The following is a 23,695-nucleotide window of genomic DNA, read 5'->3' as shown; positions in this document are numbered from 1 at the left end:
GCGATCTGCGGCGACCAGCCTGGCCGACAAGAATTTGGGTGGATCCCACGCATGAGTTACCCGCCGCCGCTTGGCACCCTCAAATCGATGAACACCACGGACGCCGACGGCCCACCCAGCCTCGCTCCGGCCGAGTCGCCCCGACTCCGCCGGGGCTGGTGGGCGCGGGGCCTGGCGCTGCACGAGCGGGTGACCGCCGGCGGCGGCACCGACCCGGTGGACACCGGGCGGCTCGGCCACGCGCGGCGGCGGTTGGACCTGTGGCGGGCCGACCGTGGCGCGGAGCTGAACGTCCGGCTGGGCGAGCTGGGCGTCGACGAGGATCGGTTGCTCACGTTCCTCGCCGAGGAGGACGGGCACCTCGCCGCGCGGGTCGACCCGCCGCCCTGGGCGGTCCTGATCGAGTCCGCGGTGCGCGCCGCCGCACCGCCTCCGTCGGTGCCGGTCCCAGCGGACTGGAGGACGGCGTTCGCCCTGCCGTTACGTCCGTTGGTCGACCAGGCGAGGGCTCGCTTCCGCCGGGACGCCGGCCCGGTGACCGATGCCCAGGTCGACCTGGGCGCGCTGGATGCCGCGTTGGGGGCCACCCTGGAACGGCAACTGGCCGCGCTGGCCGCCCGTACCTTCGTCGAGGAACTACACCGCCGCAGGACCGCCGGCCTCCTGCCGGGTGCCGACAGTCGCGCCCGATTCGTCGGCTTCGTCCGCCAGCTTGCCACCCCGGCGGGGCTGGCTGCGCTGTTCACCGATCTTCCGGTCCTCGCCCGGCTGCTCGGGCAGGCCACCGCGCACGCCACCGACGCGATGCTGGAGCTGCTCGCCAGGTACACCGCCGACCGGGACCGCCTGGTCGACAACCTCCTGGGCGGCGTCGACCCCGGCCCCCTGGTGGCCGTCGACGACAGGCGGGGCGACCCGCACCGGGCCGGCAGGACCACCACCGTGGTCCAGTTCGCCGACGGCCGGCGGTTGGTCTACAAGCCCCGGGATCTCACCCACGACGGCCGGCTCGCAGCCTTCGTCAGCTGGATGAACCGGATGGTGCCCACAGTCGGCATGCGGACAGCCGCCTGCCTGGTCCGCCCGGAGTACGGCTGGACCGAGTTCGTGATCGCGGCACCGCTGGCCGACACGGACGGCGCGGACCGCTTCTATCGACGGCAAGGCGCGCTGCTGGCGCTCGCCCACGCGCTCAACACCACCGATCTGCACTACGAGAACGTGATCGCCAGCGGCGAGGACCCTGTGGCCATCGACGTCGAGACGTTGTTCAGCCCCAGTTGGCGGCCCGCGACCCAGAGCGGCGACCCAGCCGCCGACCTGCTCGCCGCCTCGGTGCACCGGACCGCGTTGCTGCCGCTGATCGTCGTCGGTGATCAGGGCATCATGGACCTGTCCGGCGCCGGCGGCGACGAGGGCCGGCAGAGCCCGGTCAGGCGGATCGACTGGGCGGACCCGGGCACTGACCAGATGCGCCTGGTACGTCGCGCGTCCGCCTTTGACGGAGCCTCGAACCGGCCCCGGCTCGGCGATCGGGTGATCGATCCGGAGGACCACGAGGCGGCGATGCTGGAGGGTTTCCGGCTCGGCTACGAGGCGATCGAGGCGCACCGCGGGGAATTCGCCCAACTGGTCAAGGCGTCGTCGGCCATGACTGTGCGACTCGTCGTTCGGCCCACCTGGGCCTACCGTACGTTGCTCGACGAGTCCACCCACCCGAGCCTGCTGCGCGACGGTCTGGACCGGGACCGCTTCCTCGGGCAGCTCTGCGGCCGGACCACACTGCCCGGCGACCCGTTGTTCGCGCGCCACGAGATCGTGGCCCTGTGGCGCGGCGACGTGCCGTACTTCCACGCCCGGGCCGACAGTCCCCACCTGGCAGCCGACGGGGAGCCGACCACGGTGCCGCTGTACCGCAGTGGCGTCGACGCCGCACTGGACCGCATCACCGGGCTCGGCGAGGCCGACCGGCAGGACCAGGAGTGGGTCATCACGGCCAGCCTGGCCACCCGCCGGCCCCTCGGCGCGCATGGCGACATGGCGCCGATGCCAGGGCCGTCGCACGGCACGGCCGCCCCACCCGAACGGTTGGTCTCCGCAGCCTGCGCGATCGCCGACCAGATCGTCGCCCGTGGCGCGCCGGGCCGGGACCGGGTGAACTGGCTCGGCCTGGAACTGGTCGACGACCGGCAGTGGCTGCTGCTCCCGATGGGCGCCGGCCTGGCCAACGGGTATCTCGGCGTGGCGCTCTTCCTCGGCCAGCTCGCCCACATCAGCGGCGTGGCCCGCTACGGCGACGTGGCCCGTCGGGCTGTCGCCGCGACGCCGGGGCTACTACGCCTGCTCTCGGATCGACCCGAGCTGGTCACGGCGATCGGCTGTGGCGGGCTGCACGGCCTCGGCGGACTGGCCTACGGGCTGGCCCGGCTGGCCGTGCTGCTCGACGACCCTGAGATCGGTCGGTGGGTCGACACGGCGGTCGAACTCGCCGAGGTCGCGGTTGCCGGCTCCGCCACCGACGACTGGGCCACCGGCAAGGCCGGCTGCCTGGCCGCGATGACCTCGATCCACGCCGAGCTGGGCCTGGATCGGGCTGCGGCGCTGGCCCGGACCTGCGCCGACCAGCTGGCCGGTACGACCGCGTTCGATCACCCCGCCAGTCCGGCTGGCTTCGCCGACGGCACGGCCGGCATCGCGTACGCCCTGCACCGGTTCGTCGACGTCGGCGGCGGTTCCCGGCAGCACGGGGACGCGGCACGGAAAGCTCTGCGGCACGCCCGGCGGACCCCGACCAACTCGTCCGGGTGGTGTGCCGGCACCGCCGGCCTGGCCCTCGCCCTCGCCGGCCGGCACGACGCGGGCACCTCCCCCGCCGCGGACCCGGACGCGCCGACTCACCTCGTCCGGCGCTTGGCCGACCGGCCGCTGTCCCGCGACCTGAGTCTCTGCCACGGCGAGTCCGGCGTCGGCGAGGCGCTGACTGTGCTGGCCGCGGGGCCCGCCGGCCCTGCGGCAGCCGCCGCGCTACGGCAGCGGACCACCCTGCTCCTCAACTCCCTTCAATGGCAGACGCGCTACTGCGGCACACCCGACGGAGTGCTCACACCGGGGCTGCTGACCGGCCTCGCCGGCATCGGCTACGGACTGCTGCGCTCCGCCCTGGCCGCACGGATTCCGTCCGCGTTGCTCCTGGAACCCACCCCGCAGCCAACCGGAACCGGCTGGCTGTCGCTTACCAACCCCTTCACCCCGAGGAGAGAAGAAAAATGATGTCTCACCAGCTCACCGCCGACCTCGCCGACACCGCCCACGTCGAGGACCCGCACCCCGCCGGGGAGCCAGAGGTCAGCCCGATGGTTGCCTTTGGCCTGCGTACGGCGGCCCTGGCCGGTCTGGCCATCCCGGTTGGCCTCCTGGTTGGACACCTGGTCGCTGGCAACGCCGGAGACGTCGACGCCGCCGTCCCGCTCGCGCTCACCACCTGCTGCCCCACCTTCCCTGTGTGACCCTGGGCGGATACCCCCCGGTCAGCGCCGCGATCAGGCCGGTCGGACGATAATCTTGCCGGGCTCGGTGCGCCTACTGGCTGACCCTGGTCATCGATGGACCGCCTCGCTAACGTTGCCGCCGTGCAACGATCACGCGTCCTGGTCGGCCGAGATGCGGAACTCGGTGTGCTGATCGGCATGATCGAGGCTGCCCGCGTCGGGCGCGGGGGCGCGGTCTTCATCGTCGGAGAGGCCGGCGTCGGCAAGTCGCGGCTCGCCGCGGCGGCCGCCGAGCGCGCCTACACCGACGAAATGAGTCTGCTGCGGGGGCGGGCCAGCGCACTCGGCACCGGAGTGCCGCTGCGCCCGCTCACCGAGGCGGTGCTCTCCCTGCTCCGTTCGGCCACAATGGACGTCACGGCGCTCGGCCCGTACGGGCCGATCCTCGGCAAACTTGTGCCCGACTGGGGCACCCCCCTCGCCGACCAGGAGACCGGATCGGTGGTGATCCTGGCCGAGGCGGTGCTCCGGCTGACCGGTCTCGCCGGTCAGGACCGCGGGTGCCTGATGGTCCTGGACGATCTCCAGGACGCCGACGCCGAGACGCTCATGGTGATCGAATATCTGATCGACAACCTCGACCAGCAGCCCACCCTGCTGGTCGGCGTCCTCCGGGCGGACGACTCCCCCGCGCTGGAGGTCGCTCGGGCAGCGGCCCGCCGCGGCCGATGCACCGTGATCGAGTTGGGCGGTCTCGGGCCCGAGGACCTGCACGCCATGGCCGGCGCCTGCCTCGGCGTGACGGCGGATGAGCTGCCCACGGCCGCGGCCGAGCTGCTGTGGGGCGGCAGCGGCGGCAACCCGTTCCTCATCGAGGAGATCCTCGCGGCGATGGTGGAGAACGGATTGCTCCGGCACGGTCCACAGGGGTGGCTCGTCACTCCGCAGGCGCCCGCCACCCTGCCCGCCGCCTTCGCCAGAAGCATGGCGCACCGGATCGAGAAGCTGAGCCCGCAGGCCCGGGAGCTGCTGTCCTGCGGCGCTCTGATCGGGCAACGCTTCTCGGTGGCCGTGGTGCAGTCGGCGACAGGGCTCAGCGACCGCGACCTGTTCAACCATCTGCACGGCGACATCGTCGCCCAGTTGGTGGCACCGGACGACCAGTTGACCGACTGGTACACCTTCCGGCACCGCGTCACCCGCGAGTCGCTGCTCGCCCTGGTCGAGCCGGCCGACCGGCGGGAGTTGGCCCACACCGTCGCCGAGGCCGTCACGAAGGTACACCCGGAGTTGTCGGGTGAGTGGTGCCAGATTTCCGCCACTCTGCGGCTCGAGACCGGCGACGCCCTGCTGGCCGGTCGACTCTTTGCCGAAGCCGGCCGGAGGGCCCTCGCGCAGGGTGCCGCCACCTCGGCCGTCGCCCTCCTCGACCGGGCCTGGGAACTCCAGGCCGACGGGTCGGCCGAGGCCCGCGCCGACACCCTGGAGACACTCCTGCAGGCCCTCGGCGAGGCTGGCATGGTCCGGCGGGCACTGGAGCTGGTCAACAGTCCAGACCAGGTGGCCGGTCTCCCCGCTCGACGGCGAGCCAGGCTGCACACCCGGCTGGCCTGGACCGCGGTGGTGGCCGGGGAGCTGACCGACGCGCTGGCCCAGGTGGAGATCGCCCGTGAGCTGCTCGGCCCGGACCCCGCGGCGGAGGACGAAGCCCCGATCGACATCGTCGCCGCACACCTGGCCCTGGACAGGCCAGGGCGGGACCAGATGGAGGTCGCCGAGACTCTGGCCCGCCGGGCCGCCACGGTAGGCGCCGCGGTGCCGCTGCCGGTGGTGGCCTGTCAGGCCTGGCAGTTGCTCGGTGCGCTCGTCCGGCATCGCGACCCGGCCGAGGCCACCCGCTGCCTGGAGCAGGCCCGGTCCATCGCCGCCGAGCACGGCCTGCCGATCTGGGAGGTCCACGCGCTGATCCGGCTCGGCAACGACGACGCCCTGCTACACGGCACACTGGACCGGCTGGAACAGGCCCGGGAACGAGCGCTGCGGGCCGGGGCGGTGACTGCCCGCCAGCAGGCCGAGGCGAGCATCGCGCTGCACCTGATCATGCGCGGTGACTACCCGGCCGCACAGAACCTGATCGACCAGGTCCTCACCGCGACGACACGCCTGAAGCTGATGGAGACCACCCAGTACGTACTGCTGCTCAGCGCGGTGCTCGCCGCCCACCGGGGCCGACGGGTGGAGATGCAGAACGCGCTCGCTGAGTTCCGGCGCTGGGGCGGTGACGAGAGCCTGCACACGCAGCGGGTCCACGGCCTGGCCGGCACGTTCTGCGCGCTGCTGGAGGAGGACCGCCCGCGGGCGCTGGACGAGCTGTCCCTGGCGGTACGGGCGGAGGAGACGAACCCGACCGTGTTCCACCTGGGTGGACGGCTCGGCCTCCAGTTGCTGTTGCGGGCGATCGCCGGCGAGGTCGACTTTCCGGCGTACGAAGCGATCGTCGGCACACCGGCGAGCCAACTACGGTGGGACCGGCAGTTCGCGCTCTTCGCCCGGGCGGTCCTGCTTGGCCGTGCGGGTCAACACAACGCCGCGACCGCCACCGTGGCCGAGGCCATGGAGGTCGGCGCGCTGTACGCGATGGGGCGGCACCTCGCCCTGCGGCTGGTCGCCGAGGCGGCGCTCGCCGATGGCTGGGGCACCCCTGTGGAGTGGCTGCGTGCCGCCGAGGACTACTTCCACCAGGCGAACGTCACGCCGGTTGCCGGTGCGTGTCGCATGCTGCTGCGCCAGGCGGGCGCGCGGGTCACCCAACGTCGGTACGGCGCCGCAGAGATCCCACCCGAGCTACGGGCGGCGGGCGTGACGGTACGCGAGTGGGAGGTGCTGCGGCTGCTCACCGGTCGGCTGAGCAACCGCGAGATCGCCGAGCGCCTGCACCTGTCACCGCGCACGGTGGAGCGGCATGTCTCCAGCCTCATTACCAAGACCGGCCAGCCAAACCGGATCGCGTTGAGCGATATCGCGACCGATATCGACAGTGGCCGACCGGTCCCTGAGCTTCCTGGCGCTGGCCTCGTCGGCAGCCGCTGACGCCGATCCTGGTCATGTGAGCGGCATCCTGGCCGACAGTTCGTCAGCGTCTGCTGCCGGCCTGACGGCCCAGCTCACTTCAGGTGCCGGGCGAAGGACCGGTTCCCATCGTCCCCTTGGGGTTTTCGGGGGGCGGCTCAGAACCCCATGGACGAAATTAAGCCCTGATCAGCGTTTCCGCTGGTCAGGGCTCTTGCCTGTCGGGACGGCCGGATTCGAACCGACGACCCCTTGGTGTCGTTCGCTGTCGGTGGTGTAGATCTGCGGCCAGGGCGGGGCGATGAACACCCGCTGGTGGTAGCGGAACAGCTGTGCTGCGGCTGTCAGGTGCGCGGGAACGGGCTGGCCGAGTAGGAGGTAGTAGCCGACGAGGTCCGGGATCCCACGGTCGAAGAAGACGGGTCCGGGATGCCGGCTGGCTTGGCGGTAGGAGCGGATCTCCCAGCTGAGCATGACCTCGGCGAACAGTCGTGAGGATCGACGGCGCCCCGATCGGGCCGGCAGGCCGCGGGCCTGTCGTGGCCGGCGACGCCGAGACCCACGGGCTGCTGATGTCGATGATTCGCGGCCGAGGCTAGTGGGGTGACCGGACAGGTCTCGCCGGGCCGGATCGGGCTGCGGCACGAGCGGATCACTCCAACGGGTGCGGCTGCTGGTGGATCGGGAGCCCAAGGCCGGTGAGGGGACGGCCCGAGCCCCCCCAGGCCTGGGCGATGATCTCGGCGGCGATCGCCACGGCCGTCTCCTCTGGCGTCCGCGCGCCGAGGTCCAGCCCGATCGGCGAGGAGAGCCGGGCGAGGGCGGCCTCGTCCACACCCTCTTCCCGCAGCCGTCGTAGCCGGTCCGAGTGGGTACGGCGGCTGCCCATCGCGCCGATGTAGCGGGCCGGCGTGCGCAGGGCGAGCTTCAGCAGCGGGACGTCGAACTTCGGGTCGTGGGTCAGCACGCAGAGCACCGTGCGCTCATCGACGGTGGTCGACTCCAGGTACGTGTGCGGCCATTGCACGACCAGGTCGTCGGCCTCGGGGAAGCGTTTGCGGGTGGCGAACACGGGGCGGGCGTCGCAGACGGTGACGCGGTAGCCGAGGAACCGGCCGATCCGCGCCACCGCGGCGGCGTAGTCGATCGCCCCGAAGACGATCATTCGGGGCGGCGGCAGGTACGACTGGACGAAGACGGAGACCTCGTCGCGTCGCTGCTCCCCCTGCCTCCCGAGGTGGATCGTGCCGGTGGTGCCGAGCGCGAGCATGCCGGCCGCCTGCTGCGCCGCCGCGCGGTCCAGGTCGGGGTTGCCGAGGCTGCCCCCGACCCGGTCGGGCCAGACCACCAGCTGCGCGTCCTCGACCGAGGCCGTGGCGACGGGCCGGCCGGTCCGGATCGCGGCGAGCACCTCGTCGGGTTCGGTCAGCCCGGTGTCCGGCCGGACCAGGATCTCGATGGTGCCGCCGCAGGTCAGGCCGACGTCGAACGCGTCGTCGTCGCTGACGCCGTACGTCTGGGTGTGGGGCAGGCCGGTCCCGACGGACGCCAGGCACAGCTCGTAGACGGCGGCCTCGACGCAGCCACCGGAGACGCTGCCAAGGACCTCGCCGTGGGCGGAGACCGCCATGGCCGCGCCCGGTTGCCGGGGTGCCGAGCGCCAGGTCCGTACGACAGTGGCCACGGCGAAGGCGACACCGGCGGCGCGCCAGGCGATCAGCCCATCGGCGATGTCCCGCATGGCGGCACGATCCGCGAGCCGCGGCGCACCGTCAACGCCGACCTAAGGAACTGCTTAGGTCGGCGTTGACTTTGCCGGGTGCCGGGGCGAGATTTTGCCGGACTGCGGAGGTGCGACATGCAGGTCCCGGCACCGTTCGAGTACGAGCGAGCTACCACTGTGGATCAGGCCATCGGCCTGTTGGAGCGGCTGGGCAGCGGGGCGCGGCTGGTCGCCGGCGGGCACAGCCTGCTGCCCATGATGAAGCTTCGCCTGGCCAACTTCGACTATCTGATCGACATCAACGATCTGCACACGGAACTGGGCTACATCCGGCCGGGCCCCGACGAGCTGCGGATCGGCGCGCTCACCCGGCACCGCGAACTGCTCGAGTCCGCGGAGCTGGCCGCGGCGTTCCCGATCTTCGCCGACGCGGAGCGGGTGATCGCCGACCCGGTGGTGCGGAACCGGGGCACGTTGGGCGGGTCGCTGTGCCAGGCCGACCCGTCGGAGGATTTGTCGGCGGTGTGCACGACGCTGGACGCGAGCTGCGTGATCCGCGGGCCGGGCGGCGCCGAGCGGGTCGTTCCCATGGAGGAGTTCCACGTCGGGCCGTACGAGACGGCGGTCGGCGACGCCGAGATCCTGGTCGAGATCCGGCTGCCGGTGCGGCCGGGCGGCGGCAGCGCGTACGAGAAGGTCGAGCGCCGCGCCGGTGACTGGGCGGTGGTTTCGGCCGGCGCGGCGGTCTGGCTCGACGGCGGCGTGGTCGTGGACGCCCGGGCCGGGCTGGCCGCGGTGGGGCCCAACACCACGGGCATCCCGGGGATTTCGGCGCTGCTGCGGGGCCGGCAGCCGAGCGAGGACCTGCTGGAGCAGGCGGGAGCGATCGCGGCGCGCAGCTGCGATCCGGTCAGCGACCAGCGCGGCAGCGCTGACTACAAGCGGCATCTGGCCGCCGAGCTGACCAGACGGGCCCTGCGCCGGGCCGTGGAGCGGGCGAGGAGCTGAGCATGCAGGTGACGATGACCGTCAACGACGTCGAGGTCACTCGGGAGATCGAGGGCCGGCTGCTGCTGGTGCACTTCCTGCGGGACGTGCTGGGCCTGACCGGCACGCACTGGGGCTGCGACACCAGCAACTGCGGCACCTGCGTGGTGTGGCTGGACGGTGAGCCGGTGAAGTCGTGCACTGTGCTGGCCGCGATGGCCGGAGGTCACGAGGTGCGCACGGTCGAGGGCCTGGCCAGAGGCGGCGAGCTGGACCCGGTCCAGCAGGGGTTCATGCAGTGTCACGGCCTGCAGTGCGGTTTCTGTACGCCCGGGATGATGATGACGGCCCGGGCGCTGCTCGACCGGAACCCGGACCCGACGGAGGCGGAGATCCGTGAGGCGATCTCGGGGCAGATCTGCCGGTGTACGGGCTACGCCACCATCGTGCGGTCGGTGCGCTGGGCGGCCGTGCACGAGGCGGCCGCCGCGGCCCAGGTCACCGAGACCACCGAATCAGACGACGCCGGTGAGATCGCGAACGCCGGCCAGCCCGCCGGGAGCCTGTCATGACGACCGTCCACGAGCGCCCGGACACCTTCCACGACAACGACCAGAAGCCGGTCGGGCACGGCCGGATGCTGCGCAAGGAGGACCCGCGGTTCCTGCGCGGCCGCGGCCGGTACGTCGACGACGTCCAGCTTCCCGGCATGCTGCACCTCGCCATCCTCCGGGCGCCGGTGGCGCACGCCCGCATTCTCGGCATCGACACCAGCGCGGCCGAGGCCTCGCCCGGGGTGAAGGCGGTCGTGACCGGGGCGATGCTCGCGGAGCAGAACCTGGCCTGGATGCCGACCCTCTCCAACGACGTGCAGGCCGTGCTCGCCACCGACAAGGTCCGCTTCCAGGGCCAGGAGGTGGCGTTCGTCGTCGCCGACGACCGGTACGCGGCGCGGGACGCGCTCGAGCTGATCGACGTCGAGTACGACGTCCTCGACCCGGTCGTCGACGCCCGCCGCGCGCTGGAACCGGGTGCGCCGCTGATCCGCGACGACCTCGAGGGCAAGACGAACAACCACTGCTTCGACTGGGAGACCGGCGACGAGGCGGCCACCGAGGCCGTGTTCGGGCGCGCCGACGTGGTGGTCAGCCAGGACATCGTCTACCCGCGGGTGCACCCGGCGCCGATGGAGACGTGCGGGGCGGTCGCCGACTTCGACGCGGTCGAGGGCAAGCTGCGGCTGTGGTCCACCACCCAGGCACCGCACGCGCACCGCACCCTTTACGCCATCGTGGCGGGCATCCCTGAGCACAAGATCCAGGTGATCTCGCCGGACATCGGCGGCGGGTTCGGCAACAAGGTGCCGATCTATCCCGGGTACGTCTGCGCGATCGTCGCCACGATCGTCACCGGCAAGCCGGTGAAGTGGATGGAGGACCGGTCGGAGAACCTGGTCAGCACCGGCTTCGCCCGCGACTACATCATGCGCGGCGAGATCGCGGCGACCCTCGACGGCCGGATCCTGGCCATCCGCACCAACGTGCTCGCCGACCACGGCGCGTTCAACGGCACCGCCGCGCCGGTGAAGTACCCGGCCGGCTTCTTCGGGGTGTTCACCGGCAGCTATGACATCGAGGCCGCCTACTGCAGGATGACCGCTGTCTACACCAACAAAGCGCCGGGCGGTGTGGCGTACGCCTGCTCGTTCCGGATCACCGAGGCCGTCTACCTGGTCGAGCGGATCGTCGACTGCCTCGCCGACGAGCTGGGCATGGACCCGGCAGAGCTGCGGCTGAAGAACTTCATCCGGCCGGAGCAGTTTCCGTACACGACGAAGACCGGCTGGGTGTACGACTCCGGCAACTACGAGCCCACCATGCGGCTGGCGATGGACATGGCCGGCTACGACGCGTTGCGCCGCGAGCAGGAGGAGAAGCGGGCCCGAGGCGAGCTGATGGGCATCGGTATCGCGTTCTTCACCGAGGCCGTCGGCGCTGGGCCCCGCAAAGACATGGACATCCTCGGCCTGGGCATGGCCGACGGCTGCGAGCTGCGCGTGCACCCGACCGGCAAGGCCGTGGTACGGCTCAGCGTGCAGTCCCAGGGCCAGGGACACGAGACGACGTTCGCGCAGATCGTCGCCGAGGAGATCGGGATCCCGCCGGCCGACATCGACGTGGTGCACGGCGACACCGACAACACCCCGTTCGGCCTCGGCACGTACGGCAGCCGCTCGACGCCGGTGTCCGGTGCAGCGGCGGCCCTGGTCGCCCGGAAGGTCCGCGACAAGGCCCGGATCATCGCCTCCGGGATGCTCGAGGTGTCGGTCGCCGACCTGGAGTGGGAGAAGGGTGCCTTCCTCGTCAAGGGCGACCCGGGCAAGACGGTGACGATCCAGGAGATCGCCCTGCGCGCGCACGGCGCCGGCGACCTGCCCGAGGGCATCGAGGGCGGGTTGGAGTCGCAGATCTGCTACAACCCGTCGAACCTGACCTACCCGCACGGCGCGTACATCTGCGTGGTGGACGTCGATCCCGGCACCGCCCAGGTGAAGGTGCGGCGGTTCATCGCGGTCGACGACTGCGGCACCCGGATCAACCCGATGATCATCGAGGGGCAGGTGCACGGCGGGCTGACCGACGGGGTCGGCATGGCCCTGATGGAGATGATCGCGTTCGACGAGGACGGCAACTGCCTCGGCGCGTCGCTGATGGACTACCTGATCCCGACGGCGCTCGAGGTGCCCGACTGGGAGACCGGCTTCACCGTCACCCCGTCGCCGCACCACCCGATCGGCGCTAAGGGCGTGGGCGAGTCGGCCACCGTCGGGTCGCCGCCCGCGATCGTCAACGCGGTCGTCGACGCCCTCAAACCCTTCGGCGTACGACATGCCGACATGCCGTTGACGCCATCGCGGGTCTGGGACGCGATGCGCGGCAACGCCCGCCCGCCGGTCTGAGGGAGGCCGCCATGACGACCATCGCCGACCGCGCCCGGGAGCTGACCGTGTCGCGCGCGCCGTTCGTGCACGCCACCGTGGTCCGCGCCCAGGATCCGACGTCGGCGCGGCCCGGCGACGACGCGGTGATCCTGCCGGACGGCACGATCGAGGGTTTCGTCGGCGGGGTGTGCGCCGAGAGTTCGGTGCGGGCGGCCGCCCTGGACACGCTGCGCGACGGCATCACCCTGCTGCTGCGGGTCCTGCCGGACGGCACGGCCACGTTCCCCGACACCCCGGGGGCACTGGTCGTGGTCAACCCATGCCACTCGGGCGGCGCCATCGAGATCTTCCTGCGCCCGGTGCTACCCGTGCCCGTGCTGGGCGTGGCCGGCAGCACGCCGATCAGCGCCGCGGTGGCCACGCTGGCCGCGTTCCTCGACTTCGAGGTCTCCACGTCCGGCGGCTACGCGGGCGCGACCGCGGTCGTGGTGGCCGGTCTCGGCAAGGGCGAGCAGGACGCGGTCCGCGCCGCGCTGGACGCCGGCGTGGGCTTCGTCGCGCTGGTCGCCAGCCGCACGCGCGGCGCGGCCCTGCTCGACGAGCTGGCGCTGACCGACGCCGAACGCGCCCGCGTCCACACCCCGGCCGGCCTGGAGATCGGGGCGCGCTCGCCGCAGGAGATCGCCCTGTCAATCATGGCCGAGGTGGTCCGGGCGCTCAGGGTGGACGGGCTCGCCTCCTCCCCCGGCGCACCCGCGGCGCGCCCTCAGCAGGCCATCGACCCGGTGTGCGGAATGACCGTTCTGGTCGGGCCGGACACCCCGCACGCGCGGGTCGACGGGCAGGACCAGTGGTTCTGCTGCGCCGGCTGCCTCGCGCGCTACACGGCGGCGTAGCCGTGTTCGTCACCGGCCTGGTCCTCGCCGCCGGGGCGTCCGTACGCCTCGGCGAGGCCAAGCAGCTGCTGCCGTACCGCGGGCGGACGCTGCTCGACGCCACCCTGGAGCTGGCTCGCTCGTGTGCCTTCGACCAGCTGCTCGTGACCCTCGGCGGCGGCGCGGACCTGGTCCGCGACCGGGTGGACCTGACCGGGGTCCAGGTCGTCGAGAATGCGGAGCTCAGCACGGGCTGCGGGTCGTCGATCAGCGCGGCGGTGCAGGTGGTGGACCCGCGCGCCGACGGGCTCGTCCTGCTGCTCGGCGACCAGCCCGGCGTACGCGCCGCCGACGTGCGGAGGGTCGTGGCAGTGAGCACTCCGCTCGCGGTGTGCCGGTACGCCGACGGGCTGGGGCATCCGTTCTGGTTCGCCCGCGAGGTCCTTCCGGAGCTGCGCAGCCTGCACGGTGACAAGGCCGTCTGGAAGCTGCTGCACTCCGGCCGCCACCCGGTGACGGAGGTACCCGCGGCCGGGCCGGTGCCGATCGACGTGGACACCCGCGCGGACTACGAGCGGCTGCTGACGGGCGAGGCGCGGTGAAGGATCCGCTGGCCGTGCGACGCCGGCTCGACGCCGTCGACTATCTGGCCGACGACGGCATGGCGATGGCCATCTTCCTCGCGCTGAAGCTGGGCAAGCCGCTGCTGCTCGAGGGCGAGCCCGGCGTCGGCAAGACCGCGGCCGGGAAGGCGCTGGCGCGGGCGCTGGACACGACGCTGATCCGGCTGCAGTGCTACGAGGGCCTGACCGCCGGCGAGGCGCTCTACGAGTGGAACTACCAGCGGCAGTTGCTCGCGATCCGGCTCGCCGAGGCCCGGCACGCGACACTCACCGACGCCGACCTGTTCAGCGCGGAGTTCCTCCAGGAACGGCCGATCCTGCGGGCAATACGCCATGAGGGGCCGGTCCCGCCGGTGCTGCTGATCGACGAGATCGACCGCGCCGACGACGAGTTCGAGGCGCTGCTGTTCGAGTTCCTCGGTGAGGCCGGGATCACGATCCCCGAACTCGGCACCTTCGCCGCGACCACGCCGCCGGTCGTGGTGCTCACCTCGAATCGCAGCCGCGACCTGCACGACGCGCTGCGCCGCCGCTGCCTGTACCACTGGATCGACTTCCCGGAGCCGGGCCGGGCCGCCGAGATCGTCCGCCGGGCCGTTCCGGGCGCGGCCGAACCGCTGATCCGTACGGCGACCGAGTTCATCGGCGACGTGCGCGCCCTGGAGCTGGACAAGGCGCCCGGCATGGCCGAGGCCATCGACTGGGTCGCCGCGCTATCCGTGCTCGGCGCCGCCGACATCGCCGCCGGTGACGTCCTCCGGACCATCGGCACCATCGCCAAGACCCCCGACGACCGCGCCGCCGTCGCCGCCGCGCTCGGCGCCCACCAGGAGAGCCCGGGATGAAGATCACCAACGAGTTCACGGTCAACACCTCGATCGAGCGGGCCTGGGCGGTCCTCACCGACCTCGAGGGCATCGCGCCGTGCCTGCCGGGCGCGCAGCTGACCGGCGTCGAGGGCGACGTCCACCGGGGCAAGGTGAAGGTCAAGGTCGGGCCGGTCGTCTCCGAGTTCGCGGGCACCGCCCGGTTCGTCGAGAAGGACGAGACGCGGTACCGGGGAGTGATCGACGCGAAGGGCCGCGACGCACGGTCGGCGGCCAACGCGTCCGCGCTGGTCACCGCCCGGCTGCGGCCGGATGGCGACCGGACCCTGGTCAACGTGGACACCGACCTCAAGATCTCGGGGAAGCTGGCCCAGTTCGGCAGCGGCATGATCAAGGAGGTGTCGGGCAAGCTGCTCGCCCAGTTCGTCGGCAACCTCGAGGCCAAGCTGGCGGCCGAGGAGATGGGCAGCACGGTGCCGGTGGGCAGCCCGGCTGCGTCCACCGCGGGACCCGAACCCGAGTCCGCAGCAGCCGGGACAGCCTTCGCGACCACACCCGACACCCCCACAGCCACCGCGACCACGCCCGACATCCCCGCAGCCACGCCCGATACCCCCGCAGCCGTCGCAGCCTCGCCCGACACGGCCACGGTCGCGTCGACGCCAGTCGAACGGCCGTCCACCACCGCCCGCGTCGTGCCGGCCGCCGAACCGGAGGCGCTCGACCTGCTCAGCATCGCCGGTGGCTCGATCACCAAGCGCCTCGTGCCGGTGCTCGTCGGGATCGTCGTCGCCGCGGTGATCGCCTGGCTGGTCGCGCGCCGGTGAGCTCCGGCCTGTTGCGCGGGACCGACCGCGCCACGTTCGCGGTGGCCTTCGCCGGCCGGCTGCGGCACGCCGGTGTGCCCGCCGGGCTCACCGAGGCCGACGACTTCGTCCGGGCGCTCGCCGCCAGCACACCCGTGGAGATGTCCACGCTCTACTGGACCGCCCGGATCAGCTTCGTCCGGCGGGACGCCCACCTCGCCGCGTTCGACCGCGTCTTCGCCACCGTTTTCGCCGACGCGCCGCCGCTGCCGGTGACCCGGTCCGCGGCCCTGTCGGGTGCCCGCGACGACGTACACCTGCCGGTTCCCGCGGACACCGACGACACCGGCGGCGGCGGTGGGCTGCCGTGGGCGATGCTGCCACCGCCCATCGCCGAGGCGGAAGCGTCCGATGCCGCGATGCGGCTGCCCGAGCGGCGCCCCAGTGCCCTCGCCGGGCTCGTCGACCGGCCGTTCGAGGACCTCGACAGCGCCCAGGTCGACCTGCTCGGCGACGCCCTGCGCGAGGCCGTCGCCGGCTGGCCGACCCGACGCACCAGGCGGCACGCCGTCGGCCCGGCCGGGCGGCGGGTCGCGCTGCGCCCGACGATCGCCCGCGCCCGCCGAACCGCGTGGGAACCCGTCGAGGTCGTCCGCGAGCGGCCGGTTCGACGACCGCGCCGGGTCGTGCTGCTGTGCGACGTCAGCGAGTCGATGCGGGCGCAGGCCCACGCGTACCTGCACCTGCTGCGGGCGTTCGCGGTGGTCGCCGACGCGGAGGTGTTCGCGTTCGCGACGACGCTTACCCGGCTCACGGTCGCGCTGCGACACACGTCGGCGACCGCAGCGATCGCGCAGGCCAGCTCGGCCGTGACCGACCGGTTCGGTGGTACCCGCATCGCCACGAACCTGCGGGCGCTGCTCGCGTCCCATCACGGCGACGCGGTCCGCGGGGCGGTGGTGGTGGTCGGCTCGGACGGCTGGGACAGCGACCCGCCCGGCGAACTCGCCGCCGTCATGGCACGGCTGCGCCGCCGCGCCTACCGGATCGTCTGGTTGAACCCACGGGCCGGCGCCCCCGGGTTCGTTCCCCGGGTGGCGGGCATGGCCGCAGCTCTGCCCTACTGTGACCGGCTACTGCCGGCCGCGACGTTCCGGGACCTCGTGGACGCCGCCCGTCAGCTCCAGAGCGTCACGTGCACCGACGGCCTGAAGTGGTTCACCGCGACGCCCACGCCGCGTATCATGGCCTGAATCGCCCGCGGCGTCGACGCGAACCGGCACAGCTCGGCCGCGGCGGACGGGGTACCCGGGTTGGTGAGCACCATCGAATGCCACACCGCGTCGACCGTCGCGTGCGGCCCGGACAGCGCCGCGAGCTGGCCGTTGCGGACGTCCGGAGCGACGGTGAACGACAGCGCCGGTGCGACACCCTTGCCGCGCTTCGCCTCGCCCAGCGCGGCCGCGTGGCTCTGGAAGATCTGCTGCCGCTCCTCGGGCACACCGAGCCGGCGCAGCATCGCCGGCATCGTGCCCAGGTCGGCGGCGGCCGACGGCCCGAGCAGCCAGGTCTGGTCACGCAACTGCCCCGGCGACGCCGGCACGCCGGCCAGCGGATGGTCCGGGCCGACGACTATCACGAGCCGGTAGTTCATCACCGGCCGGCAGGCGATCGCCGTGTCGACCACCGGCGGCAGCGGCCCCATCGCGATGTCCGCGGCCCGGGTCAGCAGCAGCGACTCGAAGGATCCCGGGTTGCACACGCTCAGCTCGACCTCGAGGTCGGCAGCCCGTTTCGCGAACAGCTCGATCAGTCCCGGCGCGGCGAACTCGGCGAACAGGCTGGACGCGGCGACCCGCAACAGCCGGCGCCCGCGTCCTGCCGCGCTCACCTCCAGCACCGTACGGTCCTGCAGGCCCAGCAACTCGGCTGCACGGCTGGCCAACCGCAGCCCACCGGGGGTGAAGGCCAGCCCCACCGCCGTCCGCGAGAACAGCTGGTCCCCGAACTCCTTGCGCAACTGGCCGATCAGCAGCGAGACCGCCGATTCGGAGACCTCCAGCTGCGCGGCGGCCTGCTTGACAGATCCCAGCCGGACGACGGCGACGTAGGCACGCAGCTGCGTCGGTGTCATCGGCGTCGACCCACTCTCCCGCTCCCCGATCGAGTGATCCGGACATCCCGCGATGTGCCTCGATCATTCCCGGTCAGCCGCCCTGCCGCCAGTGCCAGCTCAGAATCGGGGCTGCCTGATCGAAGAAGGTCCGGTCGGGGGGTGCCCGATCGCGCGGGCCGTCCGCCAGCGCGGCGATCCCCATCGTAGGCCTCGACGCGGAACGCACTTCCCACGTCAACGGGCGCCTTGCTGACAGCCTCCGCCGCTGACACCACCGGCCGGCCCTGTTTTGGCCCGACGACCGCATCCGCTGGCAGGTCCCCGACTGCGATCCGCTGCGGGGGAATGGCGGACCATGGCGTTTTGGCACCGTACAGCGGCGGACACCATCCCCGGGCGAGACTCAGCTCGCCGTGCGGGAGGCCAGCAGGTCGAGCGCGATGTCGACGATCATGTCCTCCTGTCCGCCGACGAGTTGCCGCTTACCGACCTCGAGCAAGATGGTGCGTACGTCGATGCCGTAGTGCTTCGAGGCTGCCTCGGCGTGCCGGAGGAAGCTGGAGTAGACGCCGGCGTATCCGAGGGTGAGGGTCTCGCGGTCCACGCGTACCGGGCGGTCCTGGAGTGGCCGGACGAGGTCGTCGGCGGCGTCCTGGAGCGCGAAAAGGTCGCAGCGGTGGGTCCATCCGTGCAGGTTGGCCACGGCGATGAACGGCTCGATGGGGCAGTTGCCGGCTCCGGCACCATGACCGGCCAGCGAGGCATCGACGCGGGTCACGCCCTCCTCGACTGCTATGACCGAGTTGGCCACCGACAGCGAAAGGTTCTCGTGGGCGTGGATGCCGATCTCGGTCTGGGGGTCGAGGACGTCCCGGTAGGCGCGGATCCGCTCGCGTACACCGTTCATGGTGAGGCGACCGCCTGAGTCGGTGACGTAGACGCAGTCCGCTCCGTAGGACTCCATGAGCTTCGCCTGCTTCGCCAGCTCGTCGGCCGGGGCCATGTGGCTCATCATCAGGAAGCCTGAGACGTCCATGCCGAGGTCGCGGGCGTGGGCGATGTGCTGGGCGGACACGTCGGCCTCGGTGCAGTGGGTCGCGACCCGCACCGAGCGGACGCCGAGCCGGTAGGCCTGCTCGAGTTCTGCGACCGTGCCGATGCCGGGCAGCAGCAGGGTAGTGAGAGTGGCGGTTTTGATGTTGTCGGCCGCGGCCTCGATCCACTCCCAGTCGCTGTTCGACCCGGGGCCGTAGTTGAGTGACCCCCCGGCGAGGCCGTCACCGTGGGCGACCTCGATCGCGTCGACGCCTGCGGCGTCGAGGGCGGCGACGATTTTCGCGACGTCGTCCGGCGAGACCCGGTGGCGCACGGCGTGCATTCCATCGCGCAGGGTGACGTCCTGGATGTAAAGATTCACAGGGGCGGAGTCGGTCATGGCGTTGGTCTCTCGGTCGGCAGGGGTCGTCAACGGGTCACCTCACGGGCGAACCTGGTGGTGAGGCGGGCGGCGATCGCCTCCGCGGTACGGAGCGCGGCGGAGGTCATGATGTCGAGGTTGCCGGCGTAGGCGGGCAGGTAGTGCGCTGCGCCCTCGACTTCGAGGAACACCGTTACTTTGGTCGTCGCCGGTCCGGCGCCCGTGGGGAGCAGCGTGTGCACCGGCTCGTCGTCCGGGATGGGGGTGAACTGAACCTCCTGCTTCAGGCGGTAGCCAGGCACGTACGCCGCGACCTGCTTGACCATGTCCGCCACTGAGGAGCGGATCGCGTTGTGGTCGGCGTCACCGATGAGCGCGAAGACGGTGTCGCGCATGATCAGCGGGGGTTCGGCAGGGTTCAGAATGATCACGGCCTTGCCGCGCAGGGCGCCGCCGACCCTCTCGATCGCTGCCCTGGTGGTCTCGGTGAACTCGTCGATGTTCGCGCGTGTGCCCGGCCCGGCGGAGCGGGACGAGATCGAGGCGACGATTTCGGCGTAGGGGACCGGTGTGACGCTGGAGATGGCGTGCACGATCGGGATGGTGGCTTGGCCACCGCAGGTGACCATGTTGACGTTGTCGACGTCGCTGTCGAGGTGTTCATCGAGGTTGACCGGAGGCACCACGTACGGGCCGATCGCAGCGGGGGTGAGATCGACCACCTTCTTGTCGTAGGGGGAAAGCTTCCTGGCATTGACCACGTGTGCGGAGGCGGAAGTGGCGTCGAAGACGATCTCGATGTCGTCGAAGCCGTCCATCGCGATCAGCCCGTCCACGCCCTCGTGGGTGGTGGGCACGCCTAGCCGTCGGGCTCGAGCCAGACCGTCGGATTCCGGGTCGATGCCGACCATCGCGCCCATCTGGAGGGTTTCGGAGAGTCGCAGGACCTTGATCATCAGGTCCGTGCCGATATTGCCGGAGCCGATCACGGCCACCTTGATCTTGCTCATCGCATTTCCTTCGCCGAGAACGTGGCGGTCACGGTGCCGAGGGAGGAGATCTCGGCTCGGACCCTAGCGCCGGTGGGAGTGGCAACCATCGGGCCGAGCGCGCCGGAGAGTACGACCTGGCCGGCACGCAACGGCTCGCCGAGCTCACGGGTGGTACGAGCCAACCAGAGCAGCGCGTTGAGCGGATCGCCGAGGCACGCGGCGCCGTAGCCCTCGGACACCAGGTCGTCGTCGACGTACATCCGCATCGTGACGTCGACCGGCTCGAAGTCGGTGAGCGGCACCCGCTGCGAGCCGAGCACGTAGAGCCCGCTGGAAGCGTTGTCGGCGACGGTATCGGTGATGCGGATGTCCCAGTCCGCCACCCGGCTGTCGACGATCTCCAGCGCGGCGACGGCGTAGTCAACCGCGGCACGGACGACGTCGACCGACAAGTTCTCGGAGTTGAGGTCCGCTCCCAGTACGAACGCGATCTCCGCTTCCGCCTTGGCCTGGAGCAGTCGCCCACTCGGGATTACGGGCAGGTGGGAGACATCCATGTCGTCGAACAGCACCCCGAAGTCGGGCCGGTCCACCCCCAGCTGCTGCTGTACGGCGGGAGAGGTGAGGCCGACCTTGCGGCCGACGATACGCGCGCCTGCAGCGAGCCGGTTCCTGGTGAGTCGCTGCTGTACCGCGTAGGCCAGCTCCATGTCGCTGTCACCGAGCAGGTCACGCACCGGCTCGCACGGCGTGCCGTTGCGCGCTGCGGATTCGAGCCGGTCGGCCGCCTGAGTGATGGCGGCGGCCCGATCGGTGCTTGTGGGTATCTGGGTCATCTGTGTCCTCGTGTCGGGTCGCCGCCGAGGACTCGGGCAGGCCCGCGGCTGGGCTACCGCTGTCATCGGTACGACGTGCGATGGGCGGACGCGTCCGGTGCTTGCTGTGGAGCGTCGGGGTCTCCGGAAATGCGGCTGACATGGCCGGAGACCCCGAAGATGGCGCGCGCGGGCGATTCGCCGGCGCGCCGAGCGGTCAAGACAGTTGAGAGGTGAACTCGTCAACGGTTGCGACGGCGGCGAACAGCCCCATCGAGCCCAGAGATGCTTCGTGGGCGCCGGCGTCCGCGGCGGATGACGCGTCCGAAAGGACCACGGTGTGGTAACCGAGGTCGGCGGCCTGTCGCACGGCGCCTTCGACAGATGCGTTGGTTGCGACGCCGCACACGATGACGTTCTCGATTCCGCGCTCGTTGAGAAGGTCGGCCAGTGCGGAGTCGGTGAACGGGCCCGGTCGCTTGTGCGTGATGACCACGTCGGACTCGGTGACCGTGAGGTCGGGAACGAGGGCTGCGCCCTCCGTGCCGTCCTTGAGACAGCCTGCCTGCGCCACCATTTGCAGCAGCGGAAGCGTGGGGTTCAGGTCGGAGTGATCGGGTGCGAACGCGATACGCAGCGGAACCACGACTCCGCCCCTGTCGCGCAGTGGCTTTGCCGCCGCGTTGACCTTCGTGATGACGTCGCGGGCGGTGTACTCGGCAGAGAAGATCGTCCCGAAGGCGGTTCCCGCCGTGACGATGTCGTGCTGGAGATGCACGATGAGAAGCGCCGTCTTGGACGCGTTGAGCTGGTTCATCAGTGGGTCCTCACTTGTGGGGCTGGACGATGACGCTGGCGAATCCGCCGTCGCGGTGGTTGGCCGCCGCCTGCACGGCCTCGTTGGCCTGCTCGAGCGGGAAGTGGTAGGCGTCGAGGTGGCTCAGGTCGAGAGTGCCGGCAGCCGCCATCCGGGCCATGTCCTCACCCTCGGCGGTGGTGAACCACAGAGATCCGATGATGCTGATATGCATGGTCATGAGCCGGTACATGGGGATGGGGAGATCCTCGGGCATGGCGCCGATGCTGACCATCCGGCCTCCACGGCGCAGCGCCCAGATTCCAGCCATCGTCACGTCAGCCGTCGCGGTGTCACCGGTGGCGTCGAGGAACACGTCGACGCCGCGTCCATCCGTGTGGGACCGGACCCACTCACCAACCTCCTGCTCGCCGAAGGAGAGGACCTTGATGCGTGCCGGGTCGATCTGACGGACCCGCTCCAAGCGCTCCTTGTCGCGCGCCACGGCGAAGATCTGGGTTGCCCCCATGGCGCGCGCCAGGAGGACGGCGTTGACGCCGAGAGTCCCGGTCGCACCGTGGATCAGGACGCTAATGCCGGCACGGACGTCGCCCTTGCGTAGGCCGCTGTAGGCCGTGCCCAGGTAGCCGAAGCGCGTGGCGTGGTCGAGCGGAACGTTCTCCGGGATGACGATGACGTTCTTGACTGGCGCCTTCACGTACTCCGCAAGCCCGCCGTACGGATAGTCCTTGTGGATCTCGGCGGACTCCGGTCCGAAGCCGAAGTAGCCCATGAACGTGTAGGCCGGGTCGTTCATCGGCTCGCCGTTGCGGGCGGCCCACGAGTCCCCGGAATCCAGGCCGGGGTTGATGTAGACCCGGTCGCCGGGCTTGAGGTTGCGTACCCGGGAACCGACCTCGGTGATCACGCCGGCACTGTCCATGCCGAAGACAGCAGGCAGCTGCGGCAGGGGAAGGAAGGGCTTGACTGTCGGGTAGGTGTTGATGACGTTGCGCAGGTTCTGGACGATGGCCGCCGCCTCGACGCGGACAATCACGTCCTGGTCACCCGGGCTCGGCTTCTCAATCTCGTCGATCTGGAACTTGCCGCCGACTTCGTGCAGCCGCGCGGCTCGCATCGTTGCCATGTTCGGACTCCTCACAGGTGGCGTTCGGCAGCCTCCCGGGAACGGGGCCGCCGCAGATTGGCATGCCACATCGTGGCACGAGGTGATCGTTACCACAACCACTACCTGGCAAAGTTTCTTTCGTACGCCGCTCGGTATGGACATTACATCGGCCAGCTAGCATGCTAGTTCAGACGTCGAGGGGAAGGACGGACATGACCGAGCGTGAGTTCACCAGTGTGTGGTCAGACCTCGCCCAGGTGGAGTTCAGCCAGGGCTTCATCCAGGCGGGGCCCTACCGGACCCGCTACCTGAAGGCAGGGGCGCAGGACAAGCCACTGCTGCTCATGCTGCACGGTGTCACCGGTCACGCCGAGGCCTACGTGCGGAACCTGAAGGCGCACGCCGAGCACTTCAACGTCTACGCCATCGACTTCATCGGGCACGGTTACTCGGCCAAGCCCGACCACCCTCTTGAGATCCCCCACTACATCGACCAGGTCCACCACGTCATGGACACGCTCGGCTACGACAAGGCGTACTTCAGCGGCGAATCGCTGGGCGGATGGGTAGCGGCCCGTTTCGCCCAGCTTTATCCCGACAAGGTGGAGCGGATCGTGCTCAACACCATGGGCGGCACGATGGCCAACCCGCAGGTGATGGAGCGCCTCTACACGCTGTCCATGCAGGCCGCGGAGGACCCGTCCTGGGAGCGGGTCAAGGCGCGCCTGGAGTGGCTGATGGCCGACCCGTCCATGGTCACCGCCGACCTCATCAAGACCCGGCAGATGATCTTCCAGCAGCCGGACTGGCCGCGGGCCTGCCGGATGAACATGGCTCTGCAGGACCTCGAGACACGCAAGAGGAACATGCTCAGCGACGACGACCTGCGTGCGATCAAGGCGGAGGCGCTGGTGATCTGGACGACCAAGGACCCCTCGGGCCCGGTCGACGAGGGCCGGCGCATCGCCGAGCTGATCCCCAACGGCCGCCTGCAGGTCATCGAAAACGCCGGCCACTGGCCACAGTACGAGCAGACCGCGGTGTTCAACCGCGTGCACCTGGACTTCCTGCTCGGAAACGAAGCAGTGTGA

The 23,695-nt window shown here is 71.0% G+C and carries 20 protein-coding genes; 12 read left to right on the top strand and 8 right to left on the bottom strand.

Going from position 1 to position 23,695, the window contains the following annotated elements; all coding sequences use genetic code 11:
- Positions 1-87: 87 nt before the first annotated feature.
- The 3 genes from FHG89_RS05155 to FHG89_RS05145 all read left to right on the top strand — a co-directional run bounded on the left by FHG89_RS05155 (position 88) and on the right by FHG89_RS05145 (position 6,578).
- The gene (locus tag FHG89_RS05155; protein ID WP_139583180.1) at positions 88-3,270 is read left to right on the top strand and encodes a type 2 lanthipeptide synthetase LanM family protein; all 3,183 of its coding nucleotides are present in this window, start codon (positions 88-90) and stop codon (positions 3,268-3,270) included.
- A complete protein-coding gene (locus tag FHG89_RS05150) occupies positions 3,267-3,506 on the top strand; it encodes a hypothetical protein (protein WP_167517343.1) in 240 nt (79 codons plus the stop codon). The genes FHG89_RS05155 and FHG89_RS05150 overlap by 4 nt, the downstream gene beginning before the upstream one ends.
- A 123-nt stretch (positions 3,507-3,629) precedes the next feature.
- Positions 3,630-6,578, top strand: a complete 2,949-nt coding sequence (locus tag FHG89_RS05145) for a LuxR family transcriptional regulator (protein ID WP_244295173.1) — start codon at positions 3,630-3,632, stop codon at positions 6,576-6,578.
- A 168-nt stretch (positions 6,579-6,746) separates the two neighbouring features.
- On the opposite strand, the gene FHG89_RS34095 is transcribed toward FHG89_RS05145, so the two are convergent.
- Positions 6,747-7,202 (bottom strand): AAA family ATPase, encoded by a 456-nt coding sequence (locus tag FHG89_RS34095; protein WP_280116049.1) that lies wholly within the window; start codon positions 7,200-7,202, stop codon positions 6,747-6,749.
- 7 nt (positions 7,203-7,209) lie between these two features.
- Positions 7,210-8,298 carry an XdhC family protein gene (locus FHG89_RS05130; RefSeq protein WP_139583174.1) on the bottom strand — a complete coding sequence of 363 codons (1,089 nt, stop codon included), beginning with the start codon at positions 8,296-8,298 and terminating at the stop codon, positions 7,210-7,212.
- Between the two features lie 117 nt (positions 8,299-8,415).
- Here FHG89_RS05130 and FHG89_RS05125 point away from each other — a divergent pair, with 117 nt between their 5' ends.
- The 8 genes from FHG89_RS05125 to FHG89_RS05090 are packed head-to-tail and all read left to right on the top strand — an operon-like array spanning position 8,416 to position 16,592.
- Positions 8,416-9,288, top strand: coding sequence for an FAD binding domain-containing protein (locus tag FHG89_RS05125; protein ID WP_139583172.1), 873 nt, complete (start codon positions 8,416-8,418; stop codon positions 9,286-9,288).
- Between the two features lie 2 nt (positions 9,289-9,290).
- Entirely contained in the window at positions 9,291-9,839 is a 549-nt protein-coding gene (locus tag FHG89_RS05120; protein ID WP_139583170.1) for a (2Fe-2S)-binding protein, read from the top strand.
- Positions 9,836-12,226, top strand: coding sequence for an aerobic carbon-monoxide dehydrogenase large subunit (locus FHG89_RS05115; RefSeq protein ID WP_139583169.1), 2,391 nt, complete (start codon positions 9,836-9,838; stop codon positions 12,224-12,226). The genes FHG89_RS05120 and FHG89_RS05115 overlap by 4 nt, the downstream gene beginning before the upstream one ends.
- Before the next feature lie 11 nt (positions 12,227-12,237).
- On the top strand, positions 12,238-13,104 hold the full coding sequence (locus FHG89_RS05110; RefSeq protein ID WP_139583166.1) for an XdhC family protein: 867 nt from the start codon (positions 12,238-12,240) through the stop codon (positions 13,102-13,104).
- A 2-nt stretch (positions 13,105-13,106) separates the two neighbouring features.
- Positions 13,107-13,685, top strand: coding sequence for a nucleotidyltransferase family protein (locus FHG89_RS05105; RefSeq protein WP_139583208.1), 579 nt, complete (start codon positions 13,107-13,109; stop codon positions 13,683-13,685).
- Positions 13,682-14,551, top strand: a complete 870-nt coding sequence (locus tag FHG89_RS05100) for an AAA family ATPase (protein WP_139583165.1) — start codon at positions 13,682-13,684, stop codon at positions 14,549-14,551. The genes FHG89_RS05105 and FHG89_RS05100 overlap by 4 nt, the downstream gene beginning before the upstream one ends.
- Positions 14,548-15,360 (top strand): SRPBCC family protein, encoded by an 813-nt coding sequence (locus FHG89_RS05095; protein WP_139583164.1) that lies wholly within the window; start codon positions 14,548-14,550, stop codon positions 15,358-15,360. The genes FHG89_RS05100 and FHG89_RS05095 overlap by 4 nt, the downstream gene beginning before the upstream one ends.
- Positions 15,357-16,592, top strand: coding sequence for a vWA domain-containing protein (locus FHG89_RS05090; RefSeq protein WP_139583163.1), 1,236 nt, complete (start codon positions 15,357-15,359; stop codon positions 16,590-16,592). The genes FHG89_RS05095 and FHG89_RS05090 overlap by 4 nt, the downstream gene beginning before the upstream one ends.
- On the opposite strand, the gene FHG89_RS05085 is transcribed toward FHG89_RS05090, so the two are convergent.
- The 6 genes from FHG89_RS05085 to FHG89_RS05060 all read right to left on the bottom strand — a co-directional run bounded on the left by FHG89_RS05085 (position 16,517) and on the right by FHG89_RS05060 (position 22,613).
- Positions 16,517-17,473, bottom strand: a complete 957-nt coding sequence (locus FHG89_RS05085; RefSeq protein WP_139583162.1) for a LysR family transcriptional regulator — start codon at positions 17,471-17,473, stop codon at positions 16,517-16,519. The two genes, FHG89_RS05090 and FHG89_RS05085, sit on opposite strands and share 76 nt — an antisense overlap.
- A gap of 385 nt (positions 17,474-17,858) precedes the next feature.
- Positions 17,859-18,890 carry a 4-hydroxy-2-oxovalerate aldolase gene (gene dmpG, locus FHG89_RS05080; RefSeq protein ID WP_139583161.1) on the bottom strand — a complete coding sequence of 344 codons (1,032 nt, stop codon included), beginning with the start codon at positions 18,888-18,890 and terminating at the stop codon, positions 17,859-17,861.
- A 29-nt stretch (positions 18,891-18,919) separates the two neighbouring features.
- Complete coding sequence (locus tag FHG89_RS05075; protein WP_139583160.1) at positions 18,920-19,882, bottom strand: acetaldehyde dehydrogenase (acetylating); 963 nt, start codon at positions 19,880-19,882, stop codon at positions 18,920-18,922.
- Complete coding sequence (locus FHG89_RS05070) at positions 19,879-20,700, bottom strand: 2-keto-4-pentenoate hydratase (RefSeq protein WP_139583159.1); 822 nt, start codon at positions 20,698-20,700, stop codon at positions 19,879-19,881. The genes FHG89_RS05075 and FHG89_RS05070 overlap by 4 nt, the downstream gene beginning before the upstream one ends.
- A 196-nt stretch (positions 20,701-20,896) precedes the next feature.
- On the bottom strand, positions 20,897-21,496 hold the full coding sequence (locus tag FHG89_RS05065; RefSeq protein ID WP_139583158.1) for a cysteine hydrolase family protein: 600 nt from the start codon (positions 21,494-21,496) through the stop codon (positions 20,897-20,899).
- A 10-nt stretch (positions 21,497-21,506) separates the two neighbouring features.
- Entirely contained in the window at positions 21,507-22,613 is a 1,107-nt protein-coding gene (locus FHG89_RS05060) for an alcohol dehydrogenase catalytic domain-containing protein (RefSeq protein ID WP_139583157.1), read from the bottom strand.
- A 203-nt stretch (positions 22,614-22,816) separates the two neighbouring features.
- Here FHG89_RS05060 and FHG89_RS05055 point away from each other — a divergent pair, with 203 nt between their 5' ends.
- Positions 22,817-23,695, top strand: coding sequence for an alpha/beta fold hydrolase (locus FHG89_RS05055; protein ID WP_139583156.1), 879 nt, complete (start codon positions 22,817-22,819; stop codon positions 23,693-23,695).

Origin of the sequence: Micromonospora orduensis, from assembly GCF_006228125.1 — a bacterium.
Taxonomy (GTDB): domain Bacteria; phylum Actinomycetota; class Actinomycetes; order Mycobacteriales; family Micromonosporaceae; genus Micromonospora; species Micromonospora orduensis.
This window is presented reverse-complemented; position numbering and strand designations above follow the sequence as displayed.